Source organism: Hymenobacter arizonensis (genome assembly GCF_900115775.1).
GTDB lineage: Bacteria > Bacteroidota > Bacteroidia > Cytophagales > Hymenobacteraceae > Hymenobacter > Hymenobacter arizonensis.
Genome location: NZ_FOXS01000002.1, coordinates 12,983 through 33,754, shown reverse-complemented (window position 1 = coordinate 33,754; position 20,772 = coordinate 12,983). Strand labels below are relative to the sequence as shown.

General features: G+C 58.1%; 19 protein-coding genes. 8 read left to right on the top strand and 11 right to left on the bottom strand.

Features of this window, described 5'->3' with window-relative positions:
• The first annotated feature begins 687 nt into the window (after positions 1 to 687).
• Entirely contained in the window at positions 688 to 1,809 is a 1,122-nt protein-coding gene (locus BMZ66_RS06605) for an acyltransferase family protein (protein ID WP_092670388.1), read from the top strand.
• A gap of 581 nt (positions 1,810 to 2,390) precedes the next feature.
• Here BMZ66_RS06605 and BMZ66_RS06600 read toward each other — a convergent pair.
• Positions 2,391 to 2,807, bottom strand: coding sequence for a hypothetical protein (locus BMZ66_RS06600; protein ID WP_092670386.1), 417 nt, complete (start codon positions 2,805 to 2,807; stop codon positions 2,391 to 2,393).
• A gap of 255 nt (positions 2,808 to 3,062) precedes the next feature.
• Here BMZ66_RS06600 and BMZ66_RS06595 point away from each other — a divergent pair, with 255 nt between their 5' ends.
• The 4 genes from BMZ66_RS06595 (at position 3,063) to queG (ending at position 6,335) form a co-directional block, all read left to right on the top strand.
• The gene (locus BMZ66_RS06595; protein WP_092670384.1) at positions 3,063 to 3,494 is read left to right on the top strand and encodes a hypothetical protein; all 432 of its coding nucleotides are present in this window, start codon (positions 3,063 to 3,065) and stop codon (positions 3,492 to 3,494) included.
• A 155-nt stretch (positions 3,495 to 3,649) separates the two neighbouring features.
• Positions 3,650 to 3,997 carry an HIRAN domain-containing protein gene (locus BMZ66_RS06590; RefSeq protein ID WP_092670382.1) on the top strand — a complete coding sequence of 116 codons (348 nt, stop codon included), beginning with the start codon at positions 3,650 to 3,652 and terminating at the stop codon, positions 3,995 to 3,997.
• A 207-nt stretch (positions 3,998 to 4,204) separates the two neighbouring features.
• On the top strand, positions 4,205 to 5,263 hold the full coding sequence (gene ruvB / locus BMZ66_RS06585) for a Holliday junction branch migration DNA helicase RuvB (protein ID WP_092670380.1): 1,059 nt from the start codon (positions 4,205 to 4,207) through the stop codon (positions 5,261 to 5,263).
• Positions 5,264 to 5,399: 136 nt separating this feature from the next.
• Positions 5,400 to 6,335, top strand: coding sequence for a tRNA epoxyqueuosine(34) reductase QueG (gene queG / locus BMZ66_RS06580; protein WP_092670378.1), 936 nt, complete (start codon positions 5,400 to 5,402; stop codon positions 6,333 to 6,335).
• Between the two features lie 41 nt (positions 6,336 to 6,376).
• On the opposite strand, the gene BMZ66_RS06575 is transcribed toward queG, so the two are convergent.
• From BMZ66_RS06575 to BMZ66_RS06545, 7 genes are all read right to left on the bottom strand, one after another.
• A complete protein-coding gene (locus tag BMZ66_RS06575) occupies positions 6,377 to 6,592 on the bottom strand; it encodes a hypothetical protein (protein ID WP_092670376.1) in 216 nt (71 codons plus the stop codon).
• A gap of 212 nt (positions 6,593 to 6,804) precedes the next feature.
• Positions 6,805 to 7,698: a ferritin-like domain-containing protein gene (locus BMZ66_RS06570; RefSeq protein WP_092670374.1), complete on the bottom strand. Its 894-nt coding sequence runs from the start codon at positions 7,696 to 7,698 to the stop codon at positions 6,805 to 6,807.
• A 23-nt stretch (positions 7,699 to 7,721) separates the two neighbouring features.
• Positions 7,722 to 8,438, bottom strand: a complete 717-nt coding sequence (locus BMZ66_RS06565) for a ferritin-like domain-containing protein (protein WP_092670372.1) — start codon at positions 8,436 to 8,438, stop codon at positions 7,722 to 7,724.
• 146 nt (positions 8,439 to 8,584) lie between these two features.
• Entirely contained in the window at positions 8,585 to 9,601 is a 1,017-nt protein-coding gene (locus BMZ66_RS06560) for a ferritin-like domain-containing protein (protein WP_092670370.1), read from the bottom strand.
• 40 nt (positions 9,602 to 9,641) lie between these two features.
• Positions 9,642 to 10,442, bottom strand: coding sequence for a ferritin-like domain-containing protein (locus BMZ66_RS06555; protein WP_092670368.1), 801 nt, complete (start codon positions 10,440 to 10,442; stop codon positions 9,642 to 9,644).
• Between the two features lie 416 nt (positions 10,443 to 10,858).
• A complete protein-coding gene (locus BMZ66_RS06550) occupies positions 10,859 to 11,746 on the bottom strand; it encodes a ferritin-like domain-containing protein (protein WP_092670366.1) in 888 nt (295 codons plus the stop codon).
• 34 nt (positions 11,747 to 11,780) lie between these two features.
• Positions 11,781 to 12,512, bottom strand: coding sequence for a ferritin-like domain-containing protein (locus BMZ66_RS06545; protein ID WP_092670364.1), 732 nt, complete (start codon positions 12,510 to 12,512; stop codon positions 11,781 to 11,783).
• A gap of 369 nt (positions 12,513 to 12,881) precedes the next feature.
• Between BMZ66_RS06545 and BMZ66_RS06540 the strand changes: the two genes are divergently transcribed.
• The 3 genes from BMZ66_RS06540 (at position 12,882) to BMZ66_RS06530 (ending at position 16,489) form a co-directional block, all read left to right on the top strand.
• Positions 12,882 to 14,462 carry a BatD family protein gene (locus BMZ66_RS06540; RefSeq protein ID WP_177204623.1) on the top strand — a complete coding sequence of 527 codons (1,581 nt, stop codon included), beginning with the start codon at positions 12,882 to 12,884 and terminating at the stop codon, positions 14,460 to 14,462.
• A gap of 198 nt (positions 14,463 to 14,660) precedes the next feature.
• Positions 14,661 to 15,740, top strand: a complete 1,080-nt coding sequence (gene aroC / locus BMZ66_RS06535; protein ID WP_092670360.1) for a chorismate synthase — start codon at positions 14,661 to 14,663, stop codon at positions 15,738 to 15,740.
• 146 nt (positions 15,741 to 15,886) lie between these two features.
• Positions 15,887 to 16,489: a NifU family protein gene (locus BMZ66_RS06530; protein ID WP_092670358.1), complete on the top strand. Its 603-nt coding sequence runs from the start codon at positions 15,887 to 15,889 to the stop codon at positions 16,487 to 16,489.
• 247 nt (positions 16,490 to 16,736) lie between these two features.
• On the opposite strand, the gene secDF is transcribed toward BMZ66_RS06530, so the two are convergent.
• The 3 genes from secDF to BMZ66_RS06515 form a co-directional block, all read right to left on the bottom strand.
• Positions 16,737 to 19,721: a protein translocase subunit SecDF gene (gene secDF / locus BMZ66_RS06525; protein WP_092670356.1), complete on the bottom strand. Its 2,985-nt coding sequence runs from the start codon at positions 19,719 to 19,721 to the stop codon at positions 16,737 to 16,739.
• 120 nt (positions 19,722 to 19,841) lie between these two features.
• Positions 19,842 to 20,216, bottom strand: coding sequence for a hypothetical protein (locus BMZ66_RS06520; protein ID WP_092670354.1), 375 nt, complete (start codon positions 20,214 to 20,216; stop codon positions 19,842 to 19,844).
• A gap of 87 nt (positions 20,217 to 20,303) precedes the next feature.
• Positions 20,304 to 20,765 carry a DUF4268 domain-containing protein gene (locus BMZ66_RS06515; protein ID WP_092670352.1) on the bottom strand — a complete coding sequence of 154 codons (462 nt, stop codon included), beginning with the start codon at positions 20,763 to 20,765 and terminating at the stop codon, positions 20,304 to 20,306.
• Positions 20,766 to 20,772: the final 7 nt, after the last annotated feature.

The window sequence follows — 20,772 nt, the reverse complement described above, 5'->3', positions numbered from 1 at the left end:
CCGGTTTTTCTTTGTTTCAAACCCACCAAAGTACCCTCATGGAGTTTGTGTTTATTCTTCTCCTCGCTGCGGTAGTCTTCGGGGCGTTGTGCTATCCATTGGGCTGGCGTGGCACGCTGTTGTGGCTAATTGCTTGCAGCTTGGTGACTTGGTTTGTAACGAGTATAAATTGGCGAGGTGATGGTGGCTGCGACGGAGGGCTGTGCATACTGGGCTATTTAGCCGGCGGTTTGGTTTGGTTCATAGGCTGTATAGTTGCTTGGGTAATTGTTGTTCGTGCGCTGCCTACCGAGGACCGAAGGTGGCGGAACCACCAAAATCCACTTGCGTAGTAATTTGTCATAATATCCTATCAGATTTATTGCCATGTCCGCTCCCGATTCCTTGCGTTACCTCCCGCTGGCGCGAGTTTAGCGCAGCGTACCTCGTGACTTAGCATTCGGGCGAGGCTGTGCCTCGCATTGGAACGACTTATTCGAACGTTCTAGTCGCGCAGCTCCGGCTTGCCGCTGTGCGGCAGGGGAGGCGCAGCCTCCCGTTGTGGCAAGTCACGAGGTACGCTGGGCTAAACTCGCGCCAGTTGAGGGGTACTTTAGCATCTAGCTTGGGCCCGTGTGCCACGCACGCGCCGCTGGTTGTAAAAGGCTGGTGCAGCTCCTTATTCGCTCCCTGCATCCACAATGTGCTATGATTAAACCGCTTACTTCATTTAGGTTTCTATTCGCCCTCATGGTGTTTGGAAGCCACTTACAGTTCTTCGATGCCGATAAGTATCCCAAGTTCGCCAAACTGTACTACCTGGTGTTTGGCGAAGGATACATTGGCGTCAGTTTTTTCTTTATTCTCAGCGGGTTCATTCTGTCGCTCAACTACGACGACCGGCTGTTGAGCCGCGAGGTGTCGTTTCGGGAGTTTTGGGTGGCCCGTATTGCGCGCGTGTACCCCCTGCACCTGATGACGATGCTGCTAGGATTGCTGCTGCTACTCTATGCCCCGAATCCAGGAGCCGAATTCATGCTGGACGTGCCAGCGAACTTAAGCCGGCTGTTTACCAATGCGGCACTATTACATGCCTTTGTACCGGAAATGTCGTACTATTTCTCTTGCAACTGGCCTTCATGGAGCCTTTCGGTCGAAATGTTTTTCTATTTCGCCTTTCCTTTTCTCGTATTCCTTCTTGTTCGCAATAAGCTGCTGCTCCGTTTCGGCTGGGTGTTGCTGCTGGCCATTCCGTACCTGATTCAATTGTCGCCCGATACTGGGTACCACCGGTTTTTCTATATCAACCCGTTCTTCCGCATTGTCGACTTTCTGCTGGGTATCCTGCTACACCAGATTTATAAGCACGGCTACGTAGCCAAGGCATTTCGTTCTCGGCTGAGGGCCACGGCTATGGAAGTGCTGTCGATAGGAATTATGGTGCTCATATTTCATTATCACAACGCCGTGCCCCAGGTGTACCGCTACTCGTGCTACTACTGGCTGCCCATGGCTCTTATCATCCTATCGTTTTCGTATCAGCGCGGGTATCTATCAACGATGCTTTCCACCAAATTCCTGGTGTTTCTCGGTGAAATCAGCTTTAGCTTTTACATGATTCACCAGCTGATTATGCGTTTGTTAATTTACGAGAATCAACGCCGTGAGCTGATTGGTAACAGCTATGTGTTGGCCGCCATCATCTTCTCGCTCAGCCTGGGCCTAAGCTACGTGCTGCATAAGTACGTGGAGGTGCCTTGCAGTCGCTATGTGCGCAACCGCTACCGCAAAAGTGCCTTTGCGCAGCCGCCGCTGGCCATAGCCGTGTAAGGGCAAATGAGCACTTGGCAGTGCCACATGGCCTCACGCGGCGCTGGCCGGAAAGCACAAGCCGCTGTTCGTGCCATAATTTGGCTTCATGATGAAAATCGTCCCCCCGCTGGCGCGAGTTTAGCGCAGCGTACCTCGTGACTTAGCATTCGGGCGAGGCTGCGCCTCGCATTAGAACGACTTACCCGCACCTTTGAGCCGTACCGCTCCGGCTTACCGCTCCGCGGCAGGTGAGGCGCAGCCTCCCGTTATGGCAAGTCACGAGTTACGCTGCGCTAAACCCGCGCCAGTTGAGGGACCTGAGCTGAAATCGAGTGGGGCCAGAGAATAGGAAAAATGGGATTGCGGGATGGATTGTCCCTATTGACATAGAGAAACCACAGAAGCCCAAGCAAAGCCGGGGCACACAGCGCAAGTACCTAACGAGCATAGGATGGACGGGTTTTACTAAAAGCCAACACAAGTAAAGTGACGCATAGCAACAGCGAAACCCAATAATATGCTATGTAAACACATAACAGTTGGAAAACCCAATCAGGTCCGTGCAACAGAAGTGTAGCCATGGATAAAGTAATGTAAACTTATTCCTTCCGCAGCAAATAGCGCGTTGAAACGCCTTCCTGAGTGGTGCTGACCAAGCTCCATCCCTGTGCGCTCAGTTCGTTAAGCTTGCGGACTTCGGCTTGGTAGATGTAGTTGCGGGCGTAGCGAAAACGGCGTAGTCGCGTGGAAGTGGAATCAACAGTGGTGCCCTTTACGATGGTGGCGTTGATGCTTTTGCGGGGGAAGTTGGAGGCAATAACCGGCAACTCTTCTGTTTTGAACGTGCCATCGGGCTCGATAACGGTGAGTGCTGGCTTGGGCTGCTCGCTCAAATCTGTACGGTCCAACTCGCGGATTACCATTAGATATTGTGCGGGTGCGATGACTTTTGGACGAAATGCCCAGAAGCCGAGCAGTGTAAGCACCAAGGCGGTAGAGAAGAATACTTTTTTCATAAGCGTAGAAAAATGTGAAGTGGGAAGCCTGCAACGTACGCATAGGCTCAGAATTACCCATGCTAGCTCCCAAAATTTGTCAAGCATTACGCTGCGCGAAACTCGCGCCAGTTAACTGCTGAAAGATTACTTCGTCGCTAGTAAACATAAGCCGCTAAAGCTGCGGGCAAAGAGTCAAACGCCAGGAAAAGAGGGTATCACAGTTGGAAAGCTGCTCGTATAAAAAGCATCCTTTCCACTTATTCTTACCCAGCCATGTCCGACAACCAAGAGCACGAAAACGCCGAAACCCGCCGCCAGGAGCGCCGTGAGCACGACAAAGAAGAATACCGCCGCGAAGGCATCGAAATGCGCCAAGGCGGCCCCAACCCCGACTTGCCCCACCACGAGCGCACCCGCACCGGCGAAGGCTTCTACTCCCCTGACAGCACCGCCGACACCGGTTCGTCCGATGGCGTGTCTAGCGTCGTGAGCGGCGACGGTGGCAACACCCCCGGCCGCCACGCCGAGCTCAACCCCGACACCACCAGCCCCAACAAAGACCAGGGCGGCACCAAAGGCGCTGGCCAAAGCAACGAGCCCCACCTGCGCACGCCCAGCGCCCAAACCTCGCACACGGCCAAAGGCCCACGCGGCGATGGCGGCCAGGACACAAGCCAAGGCAGCAAAAGCGGCAACCAGAGCTAGCAGTGGCTCACAAGTATTTTGATTGCTACAGTACCAAGCCGGCTTCACTCCATGCCGGCTTGTTGCTTAATAAGGACCCCTGATATCCGGCCTGGTGCACTACGGCCTATTACGGCTGTGGCTCAATCCAGCCGCTCATGCCGTAATTTGGTCCCATGATGAAAATCGTCACCGACTCCGACCCCCTCGTGCTGCTCGAATGCCTCGTAGCGGGCACCTCGCACCGGCCAAACCTAGAGAAATACGAGCCCAAACTCAAGGTGGGGCAGGCCTTGCACCTAACCCGCGAAGTGGACAGCAAGTACGACGACTGGGCCGTGCAAGTGCACACTGCTCCTGCCACCGACCCCGCCAACGTATGGCTCGGCTACTTGCCCGAGGGCCGCAACGAGACCGTAGCGCGCCTGCTCGATGCCGGCAAAAACCTCACGGCCCGCCTCAACCACAAATCCTGGGAAACCGACTGGCTGCACCTGGATATTGAAGTGCTGCTACACGAGTAAAAAACCGCCTGTCATCTTGAGCGTAGCGAAGGACCTTATCGCCGCTGAACAGCTTGCAGAAGTGGCATTAGGCGCAAGCGTGATAAGCTCCTTCGCTACGCTCAGGATGACAAGAGATTTTTACCATCTCAAAGGAGCTTTTTTGCCAGCAGCGCGGTTACTCATTAGCTTAGCAAAAAGCAACCAATAATTTTAGCAACTATCATTATGCGCGAAGCCTATCTCACTGGCAGCAACGAAAATTTCGATGCCACCGACAAGGACATCGACAAAGCCCTGCGGCCGCTTAGTTTCGACGACTTCACGGGGCAGGATAAGATTCTGGAGAACCTGAAGGTATTCGTAGCCGCAGCCAAGCAGCGCGGCGACGCCCTCGACCACGTGCTGCTGCACGGCCCTCCCGGCCTGGGCAAAACTACCCTCTCGCACATTATTGCCAACGAGCTGGGCTCAGGCATCAAGATGACGTCCGGCCCGGTGCTGGACAAGCCCAGCGACCTCGCTGGCCTGCTCACCAACCTGGAGCCGCACGACGTGCTGTTCATCGACGAGATTCACCGCCTCAACCCCGTGGTGGAAGAGTACCTGTACTCGGCCATGGAGGACTACCGCATCGACATCATGCTCGATTCGGGTCCGAATGCCCGCTCGGTGCAGATTTCGCTGTCGCCCTTCACCCTCGTGGGCGCCACCACGCGCTCGGGCATGCTCACGGCGCCGCTGCGGGCCCGTTTCGGCATTTCGGCCCGCCTGGAGTACTACGACTCCAAGCTGCTCACCACCATCGTGCAGCGCTCGGCTGAGATTCTGGGCACGCCCATTCACGAGGACGCGGCTTTCGAAATTGCCCGCCGCTCGCGGGGTACCCCGCGTATTGCGAACAACCTGCTTCGCCGTACCCGCGACTTTGCCCAAATCAAAGGCGATGGCACCATCACGGTAGAAATTGCGCAGTTTGCGCTCAACGCTCTCGACGTGGACGCCCGCGGCCTCGATGACATGGACAAGCGCATCCTCACCACCATCATCGACAAGTTCAAAGGCGGCCCAGTGGGCATTAGCACCATCGCCACGGCTTGCGGCGAGGAAGGCGAAACCATTGAGGAAGTCTACGAGCCATTCCTTATTCAGGAAGGCTACATTAAGCGCACCTCGCGCGGCCGCGAGGCTACGGAGGCAGCGTACCAGCACTTGGGCCGCCTGCTGCCTAACCACTTGCGCGGCAATAATGGCGCCAGCCTGTTTGATGAGATTACGCAGGGGTAATCCCATTTTGTCATCCTGAGCGCAGCGAAGGACCTTATCACGTCGGAACGATTGTTAGATACAGTCGGCCAAGCGTGATAAGGTCCTTCGCTGCGCTCAGGATGACGTATTTTTAATAAGTTACCCCCCTTTGCCAATGCTTCCCCAGTCCGAGTGGGCCCCTTTCATTAAGCGCCGCGCGGCCGAGCTTGGCTTCATGGCCTGCGGCATCTCCAAGGCTGAGTTCCTGGAAGAAGAAGCCCCGCGCCTGGAAACCTGGCTCACCAAGCGCATGAATGGCCGCATGGGCTACATGGAAAACCACTTCGACAAGCGCCTCGACCCGCGCCTGCTAGTGGACGGCGCCAAATCGGTGATTTCGCTGCTGCTTAATTACTACCCCGCGCCGGAAGACCAGCAGCCCGACGACACGCTTAAAATCAGCAAGTACGCCTATGGGCGCGACTACCACTTCGTCATCAAAGACAAGCTGAAGACGCTACTGGCCGACATGGAAGCTGAGATTGGGCACATTGGTGGCCGCTGCTTCGTCGACTCGGCCCCTGTGCTTGACAAGGCCTGGGCCAAGAAAAGCGGCTTGGGCTGGGTAGGCAAAAACTCCAACCTCATCACACCCGGCACCGGCTCGTTCTACTTCATCGCCGAGCTGATAGTGGACGTGGAACTGCCCGCCGATGGCCCCATCCGCGACTACTGCGGCACCTGCACCAAATGCCTCGATGCCTGCCCCACGCAGGCCATCACCGAGCCCTACGTGGTAGATGGCAGCAAGTGCATCAGCTACTTCACCATCGAGCTGAAGGACCAGATTCCCACTGAGGTAGGCGGCCAGTTCGGCAACTGGGTTTTCGGCTGCGACATCTGCCAGGACGTATGCCCCTGGAATCGCTTCTCGAGGCCACACACCGAGCCGCAGTTCAACCCCGCGCCTGGCCTGAAAGACCTGACGCCCGGCGACTGGCGTGAAATCACCCACGAATTATTTACGGAGCTGTTCCGCCAGTCGGCCGTGAAGCGCACGGGCTACGAAGGGCTAAAACGTAATATCAAGTTTGTGCTCGGCAGCGACTAAGCACGAGCCGCTGCGCGAACACGAGTAGGGCTAAGCTTCGACTATCCGATATCGAGCCGGAAGCTGGATTCGTCTAAGCTACCGAATACGCGCTGCAGCACGCGCCGGTAGATGCGGGCAAATTGCTGGTAGCACCACACCCGAAAATCGGGGACTTCCGTGGGCGTGAGCATTTTCAACGCCTTGCGGAGTTCTTTTTCAAATAGAGCCTTGTTGAAGCTAACCTTCAGCAGAATCATTTTTACGTAGTCTAGCATAGCAACAGGAGTACGAAAGGGTAGGAAAGTAGATGGAAGGAGCAGGCGAACCCTAGCGAAGAGCTTGACCTGCAACCCTTAATAAATATACGAAGTTTGGGGAGGGTTGTGCAAGTGGCTAGTGCCCGCCAATACCCTTGTAACTGCCCCATATACGCGAAAAGAGCGGCCTAGGCCGCTCTTTCGTATTCTAATGCCAAAATTTTGTAAGCCTAGCCGAATATGGCAAGCAGGGCCGTAGCCTGAGCCGTGGGCAGGGGCTCATCGAAGGCCTCGGCAATGGACCGAAACTGCACGGCATTGGCCCCGGTGAGGACGGTGGGGAAGGGAACCACCGTGTTGTTGCCAAGGCGCTGGGTTTCGTTGGCTTCGAAGCTGTAGATGCCAACCGGGGCGTTGCTGCCGCCCGCTGGGCTGGGCACAAGCACCGCGGGAGAGGGGGCTGGGTCGGCGGTGCTGGGCCAGCTTTTCACGGCGATGGGGCTGGGGGAAGTGCGGCGCAAGGTGCGCAAGTGCGAGGCATGGCGGGCCTCTACGAGCTGCATGCGCAGCACAGCACTGAGAAGCTGCTTGTCGGAAGCAAAAAAGCCGATTTGGCCAAGATAACTGCTGGCGCTGGCGTCTTCGAGCTGCTGGGCGAGCTGCAGAAAAGCGTTGTAGTCGCTCATTACCCCAGGAAACAGCTCCGGGTTGGCGGCGTTGTTGCGGCGGCCGCTGAAGTCGAAAGCTGGCGCCGTGGGAGGCGTGAGCCCAGCCGTGGCAAGGGTGGCGCGCAGAAACTGCGCATGCCCCTGCTGCTGCTGAAGTATGAGCTGGAAGTTGGGCCGCACGGCCGCTTGGGCCGGATTGGCAAGCACCGTGGCCAGGGCTTGGGTGTAAAGCGCTACCAGCAGGTCTTCGAGCTTAAGCAGCAGCACCGTGGCATCGAGCGAGGTGTTGGTAGTCGCTGCGAGGGCCGGCGTGGCCAGGGCCAGGGCCAGCGGCACGGCCGCAACCGCGGCGCGGGCACCGGCCTGTCCTAGCTGGCGAAGCAGGTCGCGGCGCGGGGCAGCGGCCGAAGGGGCGTCGACGGTGCTAAGGCGGTCGAGGAGTGAGAGGAAATTCATGCGAAGACGGGCGATAAAAAGGCCTAAGCCGAGGGCAGGGATTGGGTTACGACCACAAAGGGCAGGAAGAAGGCTTTGGCCTCTTCCACCACCTGAACGGGCGTTTTGGCCAGGCTCACGCTTTGCAGCGCTCCTGCGTTCACCACCACGTCGTTGCCGGCGAAGGTGCCGGGCGTGCGCAGGTCGCGAACGAACGCTGCGTGGCGGGCCTCCACCGAGGCTATCTTGGCCAGCAGGGCCACCGTAGTGGGGGCTACCAGCAGGGGCAGGGCGCCGGCGTAGGCTGCTACGCTCAGGTCTTCTAGCTGCTGGGCGGCGGTGAGCACGCCAACGCGGGAGGTGAGCACGATGGAAGAGAAGTCGAACGCCAGGGGGCGCTCTAGGCGGGTTTCGTAGGTACTTGCGCCAAGTGCAAAGCGAAGGGTTTCGCGGTGCGCCAGCCCATGGTCGCGCAGGTCGTCGAAAGCGGCTTTGTCGCCCGCTACGAGGTTGCTGGGGGGCGTGTCTACTATCTTTTGATAGAACGCGACTTCAAGCTGCTTCAATAAGTAGAAGTAGTTGAGCAGGCCGGTATCGCTTTCGCCCAGCAGCAGCTGGTTCTGAACAGTGGGAGTAGGCTCAGGAGCGGGGTCGGAACAGCCGGCCAGAACCAGCGATGCCGTGGCCGCCGAAGCGCCCACAACCCGCAAAAAGGTGCGGCGTTCCAAGGCCCCGCTCCCGAAAAAAGATGAATCAGACATAAGAAAAGAACCAGCAGGTGCCCAGGCGCACCTCGTCGCTATCTACAAAGATACTCGCAGCGGCGCGGGGGTGGCATGCCTACAAAAAAAGGATGGCTCCCAAGGAGCCATCCTTTACTGAAGTTGTATGATAAACAGCGGCTTGCCTACGAAAGCAGCGCAAACGTCGGTGTGCCTGTTCTCACAAAATTGCGGGCAATGGCCTTCACGGTGGCCATGTCTAGGGGCTCGTCGAAGGCTTCGGAAGCGGCCAGTGTCGCGTTGGGCGAGGTGAGGCCCGCAATGGCAGCCGAGTTGAGCAGGGTGGCGATGTTGGCTGAGGCCTGCGTCAGGTTGTCTTCGGCGGGGAAGAAAATAGTGGCGGCAGTGCCCGTGGCCGGCGTGCCAGGACCGTACACCGCATCGGTTTTGCCGGGGGCGGGGCCGTTAGCGTCGCGGCCCGTTACCCAGCTTTTGGGCGAGGTGCTGGCACTGCCAGGGACTGCTGCTACCAGAGAGGCGCGGTCGGTCAGTGCTCCGCCGCGGCGCATGGTGCGCAGGCGGGCCGCGTGGCGGGCCTCAACGGAATGAATGTTGAGCGCGGCTTCGAGCACAGTTTTGTTTGCCATCAGGTCGGTGGCGCTGCCTTTGTAGGCGCGCACGCCGGTGTCTTCCAGCGCCTGGGCCACGGCCAGGAAAGTGGCAGCGTTGGAGAGCACATCGGGAAACAGCGCCGCGCGTGCGCCGCCCTGGGCGCCGGTGTAGTCGAAGTCAGAAACCGCGGGGTTTACGGGTGTCGAGCTGAAAGGCGCCGCCGAAATCACCCCACGCAGGAAAATCACGTGGTTGTTTTCGTCGGCTCGGATGGTGTTGAGGGCTTTGACGTTGTTGGCGCTGAGGCCGCCCGTAATACTGGTGTTTACCATGCCAAGGTTGTAGAAGTTGGCTTCAAGGTGTTCGAGCAGCAGCGCGTAGTTGAGCACTTCCAGCACGGAGGCCTGGGTGGCGGTGGCCCCCGCGTACGCTTTGTTGAGCACGGCGCCCAGGGCCAGCGGCACCGCGGCGGCAGCGAGCTTGCCGCCCAGTCCGCTCAGGTGTTGGAACACGCGGCGGCGCGAGTCGAGTCGGTCGAACACTTCGGGGTCGACCTTTTCGATGTCGGAGAGGAGATTGAGAATATTCATGGAGCAGGAAGATTAAAACAGAAGAAAGGGCCGCCGCGGCCTACACCAGACCGGAAACGTCCAGCTTCGAGCCCTCTTTGAGAAACGTATTGGCAATGGCCACAACCTCGGCCGGGGACTTGGAGCGCTCCAGCCCCGTGGGCGTGGCAGAGCTGGGGCCGCCCGCCACAATGGGGCCGCCGGTGGTCACCTGCACCACGTCGTCGGCCACAAATGTGCCCTCGGCCAGCAGGTCGCGGATGAGCGAGGCATGGCGCGCTTCTACCGACACAATCTTGCCGGCCAGCAACAGGTTGAGCGGGTTCTGGATAAACTTGCCCGCGCCATTGTAGGCTGCTACACCGAGGTCTTCAAACGCCTTGGCCGCTTGAAGCACGCCCAGCTTGCCGCCGGCTGCGCCCTCGCGCACCCCAAAGTCAATGTTGCCGAACTCGGGCTCCAGCGCCCGAATGGCATTGCTGCCCAGCGCGGCCTTAAAAAACTCGCGGTGCGCTACTTCATGATACTGCAGGTCGTCGAGAATTTGCTTCTCAGCGCTTGTTGCTCCCAAAGCCTTATAGTAGGCCCCTTCTTTGACTTGGGTGTAGAACGCGGCTTCCAGCTGCTCCAGGGCATAGGCGTAGTTGAGCACGCCCAGGTCGTTCGCGCCCGTGGGGCCTACGTTGACGAGGCCCGGGGCGGGGTTCGTGCTTTCTTCTTTGCTGCACCCGGCCAGCACCAGGGCAGTGGCCCCGGCAGTAGCGCCAGCATACATGAAAAAAGAGCGCCGCTTGATGGGCACATGCAAAGGCTTCGCGGCGGGAGAACCGTCGGAGTTGGTAGACGGAATAGTGTCTGACATAAGTTAAGAGAAATGAGATTAATTATTGAGGAGAAATGCTAAGGCGGCTCCATTTTAACCGGTCCGCAGGAGCGAGCGCAGAGCTATTTCGAAGAGCGTGAAAGCTAGGTGGACACAACAAATTAAATTGAGTTAACAACTTAGACCGTTTACATAGTAGCCATAGCTAGGAATGGAGGCCAGTTAGTAGTAATGGCAATTGTAATGCTTTTAAGTTTGAACAAAGCTGCGAAGCTTAGGTAGCATATCGGCAGAAAAACCAATTTTGGGCGAAAGGTGCTGTAAAAAAGATGAAGTGTTGGAAGCAAGGGTGAGTGGCACCTTTACCATTGGACTCAAAAACGCAAAAAAGCCGGCCCCGCATGTGCGGAACCGGCTTTTGGGTCCATAAGCTTTTAGCTTTTTAAAGATGCTGTCTACCTTAGAAAGTTAGAAGCAATAGCTGTTACAGTGGCAGCGTCCAGAGGCTCATCAAACGATTCCGAGGCTAGCGCTACCGAAGGGTTTGGGGTGGTATTGGTGAGGAGGTTAATGGTAGCCTGGGTGGTAATTTCTTCACCAGCATAAATGCCTGCCGTGGCCGAAGGGGCTGGGCCGCCGCCATCGTTACCCGAAATCCAGCTTTTTGGCGATGCGCTCAAGCTAGGCGTACCAGCTACTCCGCCAGCAATTGTCCGGCGCATGGTGCGAATGTGAGAGGCGTGCCGAGCTTCTACCGAGTGAATGTTAAGCGCAGCAGTGAGGATATCTGGGCTAACTTTTAAAGCTGGCGCGCCGCCTTTGTAAGCCCGAACACCTGTGTCCTCAAGTGCTTGGGCTACTGCCAAGAAGGTGTTGTAGTCGGTGTATACGGTAGGAAACAGCGCCTGACGCGTGCCGCCCTTTGAACCCGTAAAGTCAAACGGGGCAGCTCCGCGGTCAGCGGGAGCAGTAGCGCCAAGAGCTGTACGCAAGAAAATTTGGTGAGCTCTTTCGTGGGCAGTAATGGTCGTGATGGCAGTACGGCCAGCACCGGTCAGGGTGGCTGTCAGACCGGGCGCATCTAGGCCCTGACGATAAAATTGGTACTCTAAGTCTTCGAGGCCCAGAGCAAATTCCAGCACGCCTCTCACACCTGCCGGAATGGTAGAGGTTTGGCCATAAGCTTTGCTAAATAGGGCCGACAAAGCGAGCGGCGCCGTGGCAAGCGTGACCTTTTGGCCAATGCCCCTTAGGGAGTTAAAAATTGCCCGGCGTGAATCAAGACGGTCGTATACCTCTGGATCTACCTTCTCAATTTCTTCGATTATTTGAAAAAAATTCATGATGCGATATTTTAAGGAAAGAAGAAAAAGAGGACTACACCAGCCGGGTTGCGCTGATTTTGGAGCCGTTTCTCAAATAAGTGTTTACAGCTGTTGCCACTTGTTGGGGAGTCTTCGACATCTCCAATGCATTAGCATCTAGTACAGTGTTATCGGCAAACGTGCCGTTTGATATCAAGTCGCGAATCAATGCTGCGTGACGCGCTTCGACCGATACAATTTTGCCTGCCAGAGTAAGGTAGGTATCATTGGTCAGGTAACGACCAGCACCATTGTAAGCAGCTACACCGGTGTCTTCGAAGAGCTTAGCGGCTTCCAACACTCTTGTGCGGTTGCTAAAGTCAATGCTTGAGAAGTCGACCTCCAACGCTTTTATGATTTGGGTCGGAGCAGCAGCTGTAATGGCTGTCTTGAAGAAGTCGGCGTGAATCTTCTCGTGGATGCTGATATCGGTGAGAATAGCTTTCTCAGCCGCAGGTGCTCCGGTGAAGTATGCACCAGTCAACACCTGGGCATAAAATGCCGCTTCTAGCTGTTCAAGGGCGTACGCATAGTTCAAAACGCCTACGTCGCTGCTGCCTACATCAATCAGGGCAGCATCATTAGGGTTGTTGTCGCTGTCTTTCGAGCAGCCCGCCAGTACCAATGCAGTAGCGCCAGCAGTAGCACCGGCGTACATGAAGAATGAGCGCCGCTTGATGGGCGTGTACAGCGGCTGGTCGAGCGTGGTTTCGTCGGAGCCACGGGGCTGAAGGTTGTCAGACATGAGCTAGAAATTGGTTAGGTGAAAATTTGAATTATTACCAGGTAGGCAATAAAATCCCGCACGGCGCCAGAGGCCCGTTTTTTGAAAAGAAACCTGAACACTTAGGGGAATTTGAAGGCAGATACGGTGATACCTAGCAATAAGGATTGGGTAACCCTGAAAATATTATCGTTTTGCTAAGCAGCGTTGCAGTTTTAACAATTGTAATCTTGCTGAAAAAGGGGATTTCCGCGTTTAAAGCTACTTTTGAGGTTCGCTAACGAGCCTGCGGTTATGGGAAGATTATTTGGGTGGGTGGCGTTGTTGTTCGGCTGGCTGGGTGCGATTGCAGCCCACGGGCAGGCAGCTGTGCCGCCCCGCGCTGCACCCGTGGCAGCCCCCCAACCCAACCCCAGCGCCACCACTCCGGCCGATGTGACGCTACTGCCCGGCCCCAGCTCGCTGCCCGTTACGGGGGAGTTCACCCTGGCTTTCCGACTACAGGGGAAGGCACTGGACAAGTACTCGGAATTTCCCGAGCTGGAGGGGTTTAAGAAGAACGGCAAGACCCGCACCACCACCACCCGCAGCGTGCAGGGCCGCCAATTTTTAGACCTGACCATTACGCAGCGCTACGTGCCCTACGGCGAGGGCGAATACGTCATCAAGCCCTTCCAGCTCACCGTGAACGGGGTGGTAGTGCGCAGCAGTGGGGGAGTGGTTCGGGTGGGGCCGGCCCCGCCAGCCCCGGGAGCAAAGCTGGCGCCACCTTCGGCCAGCACCCCAGTCACCCCACCGGCTACCTCGCCAGCCACCCCACCGGGTAGTGCCCCGGCTGCCGGGCCCACCAACCCGGCGGCGGGCCTGCCAGCTACTCCACCGCCCAATCCTTCGACCCTGACCCCGCCAGCCAATCCCACGGCCCCGCTGCAGGCCGTGGGCGACCTTGACAAGCTGTTTGGCAAGCCCAAGCAGGCGCTCTACGAAGAGCTGCACGACCGCGCCTTTCTGGCCGTGGTGGCCGACCGCCAAAGCGTATTTGTGGGCGAAGGCGTGCGGGTTGGGCTCTACTTCTATCTGACACCGCCCGACCAGGCAATGCTGGCCTTCCACGACTTCAACAACCAGCTGCCGCCGCTGCTGCGCGCCCTACACCAGTCCACGGCCTGGCAGGAGCCCGGCCCCGAGCCCAGCATCACCCCCGACACAGTGCGCAGCCAGGGCCAACTGTACTTACGGTTCCGGCTCGCCGAAAACGTTTACTACCCCCTCACGCCCCAGGCCCTGACCTTCCCTCCCCTGGCTCTGACCATGGTGAAATTCAAGTTCCTCAAAAAGCCTGAGCCTGGGCAGGACAACCGCCTGGCGGGCTACAAGAGTTACCTGTCGGCGGGCACTGCAGTGCAGGTACGGCCCCTGCCGCCTCACCCCCAGGGCGGGGTGGTGCCGGTGGGCAGCTTCCGCCTGCGCGAGGCCATCAGCCAGACTGCCTTTCGGGTGGGGCAGTCCGTCACCTACACTTTTGGGGTAGAAGGCCGGGGAAATTTGTCGGCCGTGCTGGCACCGGTTTTCAATGCCTACCCGGGCCTGGAGGTGTACGGTCCGGAGGTGCGCGAGCAAGCTGCGCCGGGCGGTGGGCGCAAGTTGTTTCGCTACCGCTTAGTGGCCCGCAAGCCCGGCCTCTTGCCGCTCGATAGCCTCGTGCGCCTCATTGCGTTCAACCCCGTAACCGTGCGCTACGATACGCTGCGGCCCGGCCTCCGGCCCACCGTTAGTGGGGAGCTGGCCTTGCCTGCCGCGCTGCCCAAGCCCGAGGACGACCCCTTTTATGGCCCGGCGCTGGCTGAGGCCGATACCCGGCTGCAGTCGCTGGATGTGTACCGCGATGTGCGCCGCTACGCCAGCTGGCTGCTGATAGGCTTGGCGGGCGTGGCCGGGTTTGGCTGGTGGCGGGCCGGGCGGTCGAGCTGATTTTCGGCGGCGCCGTGCCAACTTTGCGGCCGGGTTGTTGGGCTTATTATCATTCAAGCTGTGGCCGCAGGCACTATAGCTACGGCAGGCACCGCGCCAAGCAAGAGGACTTGCAGCCGCACCGGCATGATTGCCAGCATCAGCCTCACTAGTTGCCAATTAACCCAGAAACCAGCCACTCATAACCCGCAACCATTCATGTCCAGCACCTTCGGCTCCCTCTTTCGCATCACCACATTTGGCGAGTCGCACGGGGCGGGCATCGGCGTGATTATCGACGGCTGCCCGGCAGGCGTAGCCGTGGAGACCACCCATATTCAGGCCGCCCTCGACCGGCGCCGGCCCGGCCAGTCGGACCTGACCACACCGCGCAAAGAGTCAGATACCGTTCAAATTCAATCGGGCCTGTTCGAGGGCTACACCACGGGCACGCCCATCAGCTTGTTCATTCCTAACGCCGACCAGCGTTCCGACGATTATTCGCACATCGCCAAGGCCTACCGCCCCAGCCACGCCGACTATACCTACGACGCCAAGTACGGCCGGCGCGACCACCGCGGCGGCGGCCGGAGCTCGGCCCGCGAAACGGCCGCTCGCGTAGCGGCCGGCGCCATTGCGGGGCAGCTATTGGCCCACTTCGGGGTCGAAATCGCCGCCTATGTTTCCTCAGTAGGTGAAGTAGAAGTGCCCCTGGAATACCAGGAGCTGGATTTGAGCCTCACCGAGACCAACCCCGTGCGCTGCCCACACCCCGAAACCGCTGTGCGCATGGAAGCCCGCATCCGCGAGGCCCAGGCTGCGCACGACACTGTAGGCGGCGTCATCACCGGTGTTGCGCGCCACGTGCCCGCCGGACTGGGCGAGCCCGTGTTCGACAAGCTACCGGCCGTGCTCGGCCACGCCCTGCTCAGCATCAACGCTGTGAAGGGCTTTGAATTCGGGTCCGGGTTTGCGGGCACGAAGCTGCCTGGTTCGGTGCACAACGACGAGTTTTACACCGACGAAACCGGCGCTGTGCGCACCCGCACCAATCACAGCGGCGGCAGCCAGGGTGGCATCAGCAACGGCCAGGATATTTATTTCCGGGTGGCTTTCAAGCCGGTGGCCACGCTGCTGCAGCCCCAGCAAACTATCAACGACCAAGGCGAAGCCATTACGCTGGTGGGCCGCGGCCGGCACGATGCCTGCGTGCTGCCCCGCGCCGTGCCCATTGTAGAAGCTATGACGCAATTGGTGCTGGCTGATTTGCTGCTGCGCGCCCGGGCTAATCGGCTGTAAAGACGCATAACCGGACGCCGCCGTGGGCGCCTAGCCTCTTAAGTCAAACGATGTAGGTACATTTGCAACCTCTATCGCCCCAATGCGGTTGTAGATTAGCTGTTGCAAACCCTGCAACCACCCCTTCGATTTTAAGCCCCTAAGCCATGTCTGCTGTTTCTATTTATGCCGAAGCTTCTCCCAATCCGGAGAGCATGAAATTTGTCCTGAACGCTAATCTGCTGGCCGACGGCGTGAGCGTGGATTACCCCAACCTCGAAGCCGCTACCAACTCGCCCTTGGCGCAGGAGTTGTTTGGGTTCGACTATGTGGGCCGCGTTTTCATTGCCCAGAACTTTGTAACCGTCACCAAAAACCAGCCCGAGCTGGCCTGGACCCAGCTCATCCCCGAGCTGCGCCAGTTCTTGAAAAGCTACGTAGAGGCCGGTGGCCCCATCTTCCTGGTTGACCCTGCCGCCGAGCAAAAGGCCGCCCAAGCCGCTACCGCCGGCGACCCCACTCAGCAAGACGGCCAGATTGCCCAGAAAGTAATCGACCTGCTCGATAACTACGTGCGCCCTGCCGTGGAGCAGGACGGTGGCAACATCACCTTCAAAAGCTACCACGAAGGCATCGTGACCGTGAACCTGCAAGGTTCGTGCTCCGGCTGCCCTTCTGCTACGGTGACCCTCAAGTCGGGTATCGAAAACCTGCTGAAGCGCATGGTGCCCGAAGTGCAAAGCGTAGTTGCCGAAGGCATCACGGTGTAATTACCAGCGTTGCTAAGCAGTTGTCCTCGCTAGCCGTTACAAGTCGGATTCGCAAGACGATACAGCTTCAGTAGATAGTCCAAAAGAAAACCCTGACCCTCTAAAGAGTCAGGGTTTTTTAATGTTTATGCTGGAAACGAGCAGAGCTAAATGGCTTTTGCCGTTTACTCAACAACAAAAAAGGCAACCCAACTGGGTTGCCTTTTTTGTTGCGCTTTGCCGCAGTCAAACGCTGCGTAAAACTCCGTTATACCGAAGCCGAGCTCAGCTTGGGAGCGTCGCCCGCTACGTTGGTTACGTTCTCACCAGCGGCGAGGCGCTCACGCTCCTCTTTTTTGCCATAGGTGTCAAGGATAATCGGCGTAGCGATGAACAGCGACGAGTACGTGCCGAAAATCATACCAACAATCATCGAGAACGAGAACGAGCGCAGGGTCTCGCCACCAAAGATGTACAGCACGATAACCACCATCAGGATGGTTGATGACGTGATGATGGTCCGCGAGAAGGTCGAGTTCAGGGCCGGGTTCACCACTTGGGCGAAAGTTAGCTTGGGATTCTCGCGCAGGTATTCCCGGATGCGGTCGTAGATAACCACCGTGTCGTTCATCGAGAAGCCCAGCACTGTGAGCACGGCGGCCACGAAAATCTGGTCCATCTCATACGTCACGCCGAAGGCGCGGGCAATGGGGAAGGCCGCGATAACGAGCAGGGCATCGTGGAACAGCGCCACAACTGCTGCCATGGAGAACTGCCACTTATCGAAGCGGAACAGCACGTAGATGAAGATGCCCAGCAGCGTGAGGCCCAGCGAGAGCACCGAGGTACGCTTGATGTCGTCGGCAATGGTGGCGCCCACTTTCGTGCTCGACCGGATTTCCGGGGCATCGGCGCTGTATTTCTGCAGGCCTTGGTTGAGGGCGGTCAACACGGTAGCGTCAGCCGTGGTGCTTTCGTCCTGGGCCAGGTAGCCCGTGGTAACGCGCAGGCGGCTAGGGCTGCCGAATTGCTTCACTTCCAGGCCAGCGCCTTGGAAAGCAGGGCGCAGCTGGTCGGCCACGTTGGACGCCACCATGGTTTTGTTGAAATCAATTACATAAGCCCGGCCGCCCTGGAAATCGACGCCCAGGTTGGGGCCGCCCTGAATGGCCATCAGAACAAAGCCGATGACAATAATCGTTGCCGAGAAAGCATAGGCAATTTTGCGCTTGCCCACGATGTCAAAGTTCAGATTTTTGAATAGGTTGCGCGAGAGGAAGGTGCTGAAGGTCAGGCTGTGGTCTTCTTTGCCTTTCACCATCCACTCGATGATGAGGCGCGATACGAACACAGCCGACAGGAACGAAGTCAGTACGCCAATACCGAGGGTTACGGCGAAGCTTTGCACCGGACCCGTGCCGAAGAAGCCGAGGATAACGGCAATCAGCATGGTAGTTACGTTCGAGTCGAAAATGGCCGAGAAAGCGCGCGAATAGCCTTTGTTGATGGCATCTGGCACGGTGTAGCCGTGAGCCAGCTCTTCGCGAATACGCTCGAAAATCAACACGTTGGCGTCGATGGCCGAAGCAATTACCAGAATCAGACCGGCGATGCCGGGCAGCGTGAGGGCCGTGCCAAACTGCGCCAGCACACCCAGAATCAGGAACATGTTGAAGAGCAGCGATACGTCGGCTACCAAGCCAGCGCGGCCGTAGTAGGCGGCCATGAACACCATGATGATAATCAAGCCAGCCAGCGACGAGTACAGGCCCTGGTTGATGGCTTCTTTACCGAGCGAAGGGCCTACAATGGCTTCTTCCACAATGCGGGTAGGCGCGGGCAGTTTACCAGCTTTCAGCTGGTTGGCCAAATCCTGGGTGTCTTCGATGGCGAAGCTGCCCGTGATGCTGGTGCCGCCGCCCGTAATCTCGCTCTGCACTACCGGGGCCGAGCACACGTAGTCGTCGAGCACCATGGCCACCTGACGGCCAATGTTGGCGCCGGTCATTTTAGCCCATTTGCGCGAGCCTGCGGGGGTCATGTTCATCAATACTTCGGGCTGGCCGTTCTGGCCAATGTCGGAGCGCGCGTCGCTAATAACTTCGCCGCTCAGGGGAGGCACGCCGTCGCGGGTTTTGCGCACGGGCACCAGCTCCAGGTATTCCTGCTTGTCGATGGTGGTCGGCTTCAGGTTCCAGAGCAGGGACAGGGTAGGAGGCAGTACGGCTTTGGCTTCGGGCGAGCGCAGGATGGCGTTCATGCGAGCGGTGTCGCGCAGGTTCACGCCCAGGCGGCCGGGCATGGTGAATAGGCGGGCCAGCAGGCCACCTTTAGCCGACGTGGCAGCCGAGTCAGCAGCGGCATCTTTGGTTTTCTTGGCGAGCTGGGCAGCCAGGGAGGTAGTGTCGCCAGCGGCGGCGGTGGTAGGAGTAGCGCTAGCAGTGGCAGGCTTAGCGCCGGCTTTTGCAGCGGCTTCTTTAGCCGAAAGCTGCTGGTCGAGCTGCACGAGGAAAGGACCAACTTCGTTCTGGTTCCATACTTCCCAGAACTCCAGTTTGGCTTGGCCTTGTAGCAGTTTGCGCACACGGTCGGGGTTGTCGACGCCGGGCAGCTCAATCTGAATGCGGCCGGTGCCCTTCACGCGCTGAATGCTGGGCTGGTTCACGCCGAACTTGTCGACGCGAGTGCGCAGGATGTTGAACGAGCGGTCGATGGCTTCGTCAACTTCTTTGTCGATGGCGGCAATCACCTTGTCGTTCGACGAGTTGATGTCGAGGCCACGGCTCTTGTTGGTGGTATTAGCGAAGATGGTAGCCAACGGCTTGCCGGGAGCAACTGCTTGGTAAGACTGTGCGAAGAGTGTGGTAAACGGCGTGCCCGAATTAGTTTTTTGGGCTTCCTGGGCTTGCTCGAGCGCCTTGTTGAACGCAGGGTCTTTGCTGTTGCTGCTCATGGCTTTCACAATTTCCACAGGCGAAACCTCCAGCGTTACGTGCATGCCGCCTTTCAAGTCAAGGCCGAGGCCCAGTTCGCTCTGACGCACTTCACGGTAAGTGAAGGGGCCGAACACCGGCGCGCGCCACACCGAATCCAGGTAGTGCTGGCGGGCCGTTTCGTTGAGTTTGCCGTTGGTGGTGGCGTAAGCCACTGCTTTCTGCTGCACCCCGCGCGAGACGTAGGTGAAGAAGAGGAAGTAAGCGCACAGAGCCGTCACCACGACGGTTAGGGCGATAATTAATCCTTTATTACGCATTTTGAGTCATTTAACATTTAGCGATTAACATTTATCAAGTCAAGCAAAAGCCATTTAACAGGCATTATTCAGCACTCTCACTTGGAGTGTTAAATGATGCCTGTTAAATGATAAATGACTTTAGGGGGCTTGCGGCGACAGCGCCACGGCCAAAAGCCGGGCCCGAAAAACCTCGCCAGCCCGAACGCCAGCGTGCAGACGCGGCACCGCCAGGGCCCGGCGCAAGGCCGGGAGCCACATGGCCGGTACGGCCGAAGGCAGCCACGCCACCATGGGAGGAGCCACAAAGTGGTCCAGCATGGTCGTGGCTTCCAGCAATACTTTTTGTTTCACCACCGTTGCCTTGGGCGGCGCGGCCAGGCGGGTTTCGCCTTTGCCCACGGGCAGCCGCAATACGCTCACGGCGCGTTGGTTCAGGCCCAGCACCAGCAGCACCGTAATGGCGAGCAGGGCAAAGCGAAGCGAAAACCAAAAACGAGAGAGCAAGTCCAGCATGGGTATGTACGGGGACTGCAAAGATAATCTTTTGAAGCGAATGAAGGCAAGGGCGGGCATTACGCTCAGTTGCAGCTTGTGAGAGCGCTATTTGAGGGCTTCAAACGTGTATTGGGCATCGGCCCAGAAGGCATCGAGGGCGATAATGCGGGGCTTAAAAAATGAAATCAGCGCCGGCCAGTCGTCCCTATTAAAAAGATTAACCGGACTCAGCTCGGCATAAATGCGGCTAAACGGACTGCCTTGGGCATCGGTAGCATCGGCTTCCCAGGTCCATTCCTCGCCCAAGGTCTCGTGCAATAGGCTTTTTAACTCCAAAAACTGCTCAAAAAACAGCTCCCGTATGCCCGCATCCGGGTGGCTTAGCTCAATGGCAATGGTGGCCTTGCGGTTGTCGGCCTGCATCCGGAAGTATAGGTTTTTGACGCCGGTCTTGTAGTTTATCCAATTGGTGGTCTCGCCCTCAGCCGAGGGGACCGGGGCCATGTACTGCCCAAAAGCCGTCCAGAAAGCCTGGCGGAGCTGCGTTACTTCTGCTTTGCTATACAAGGCGCGG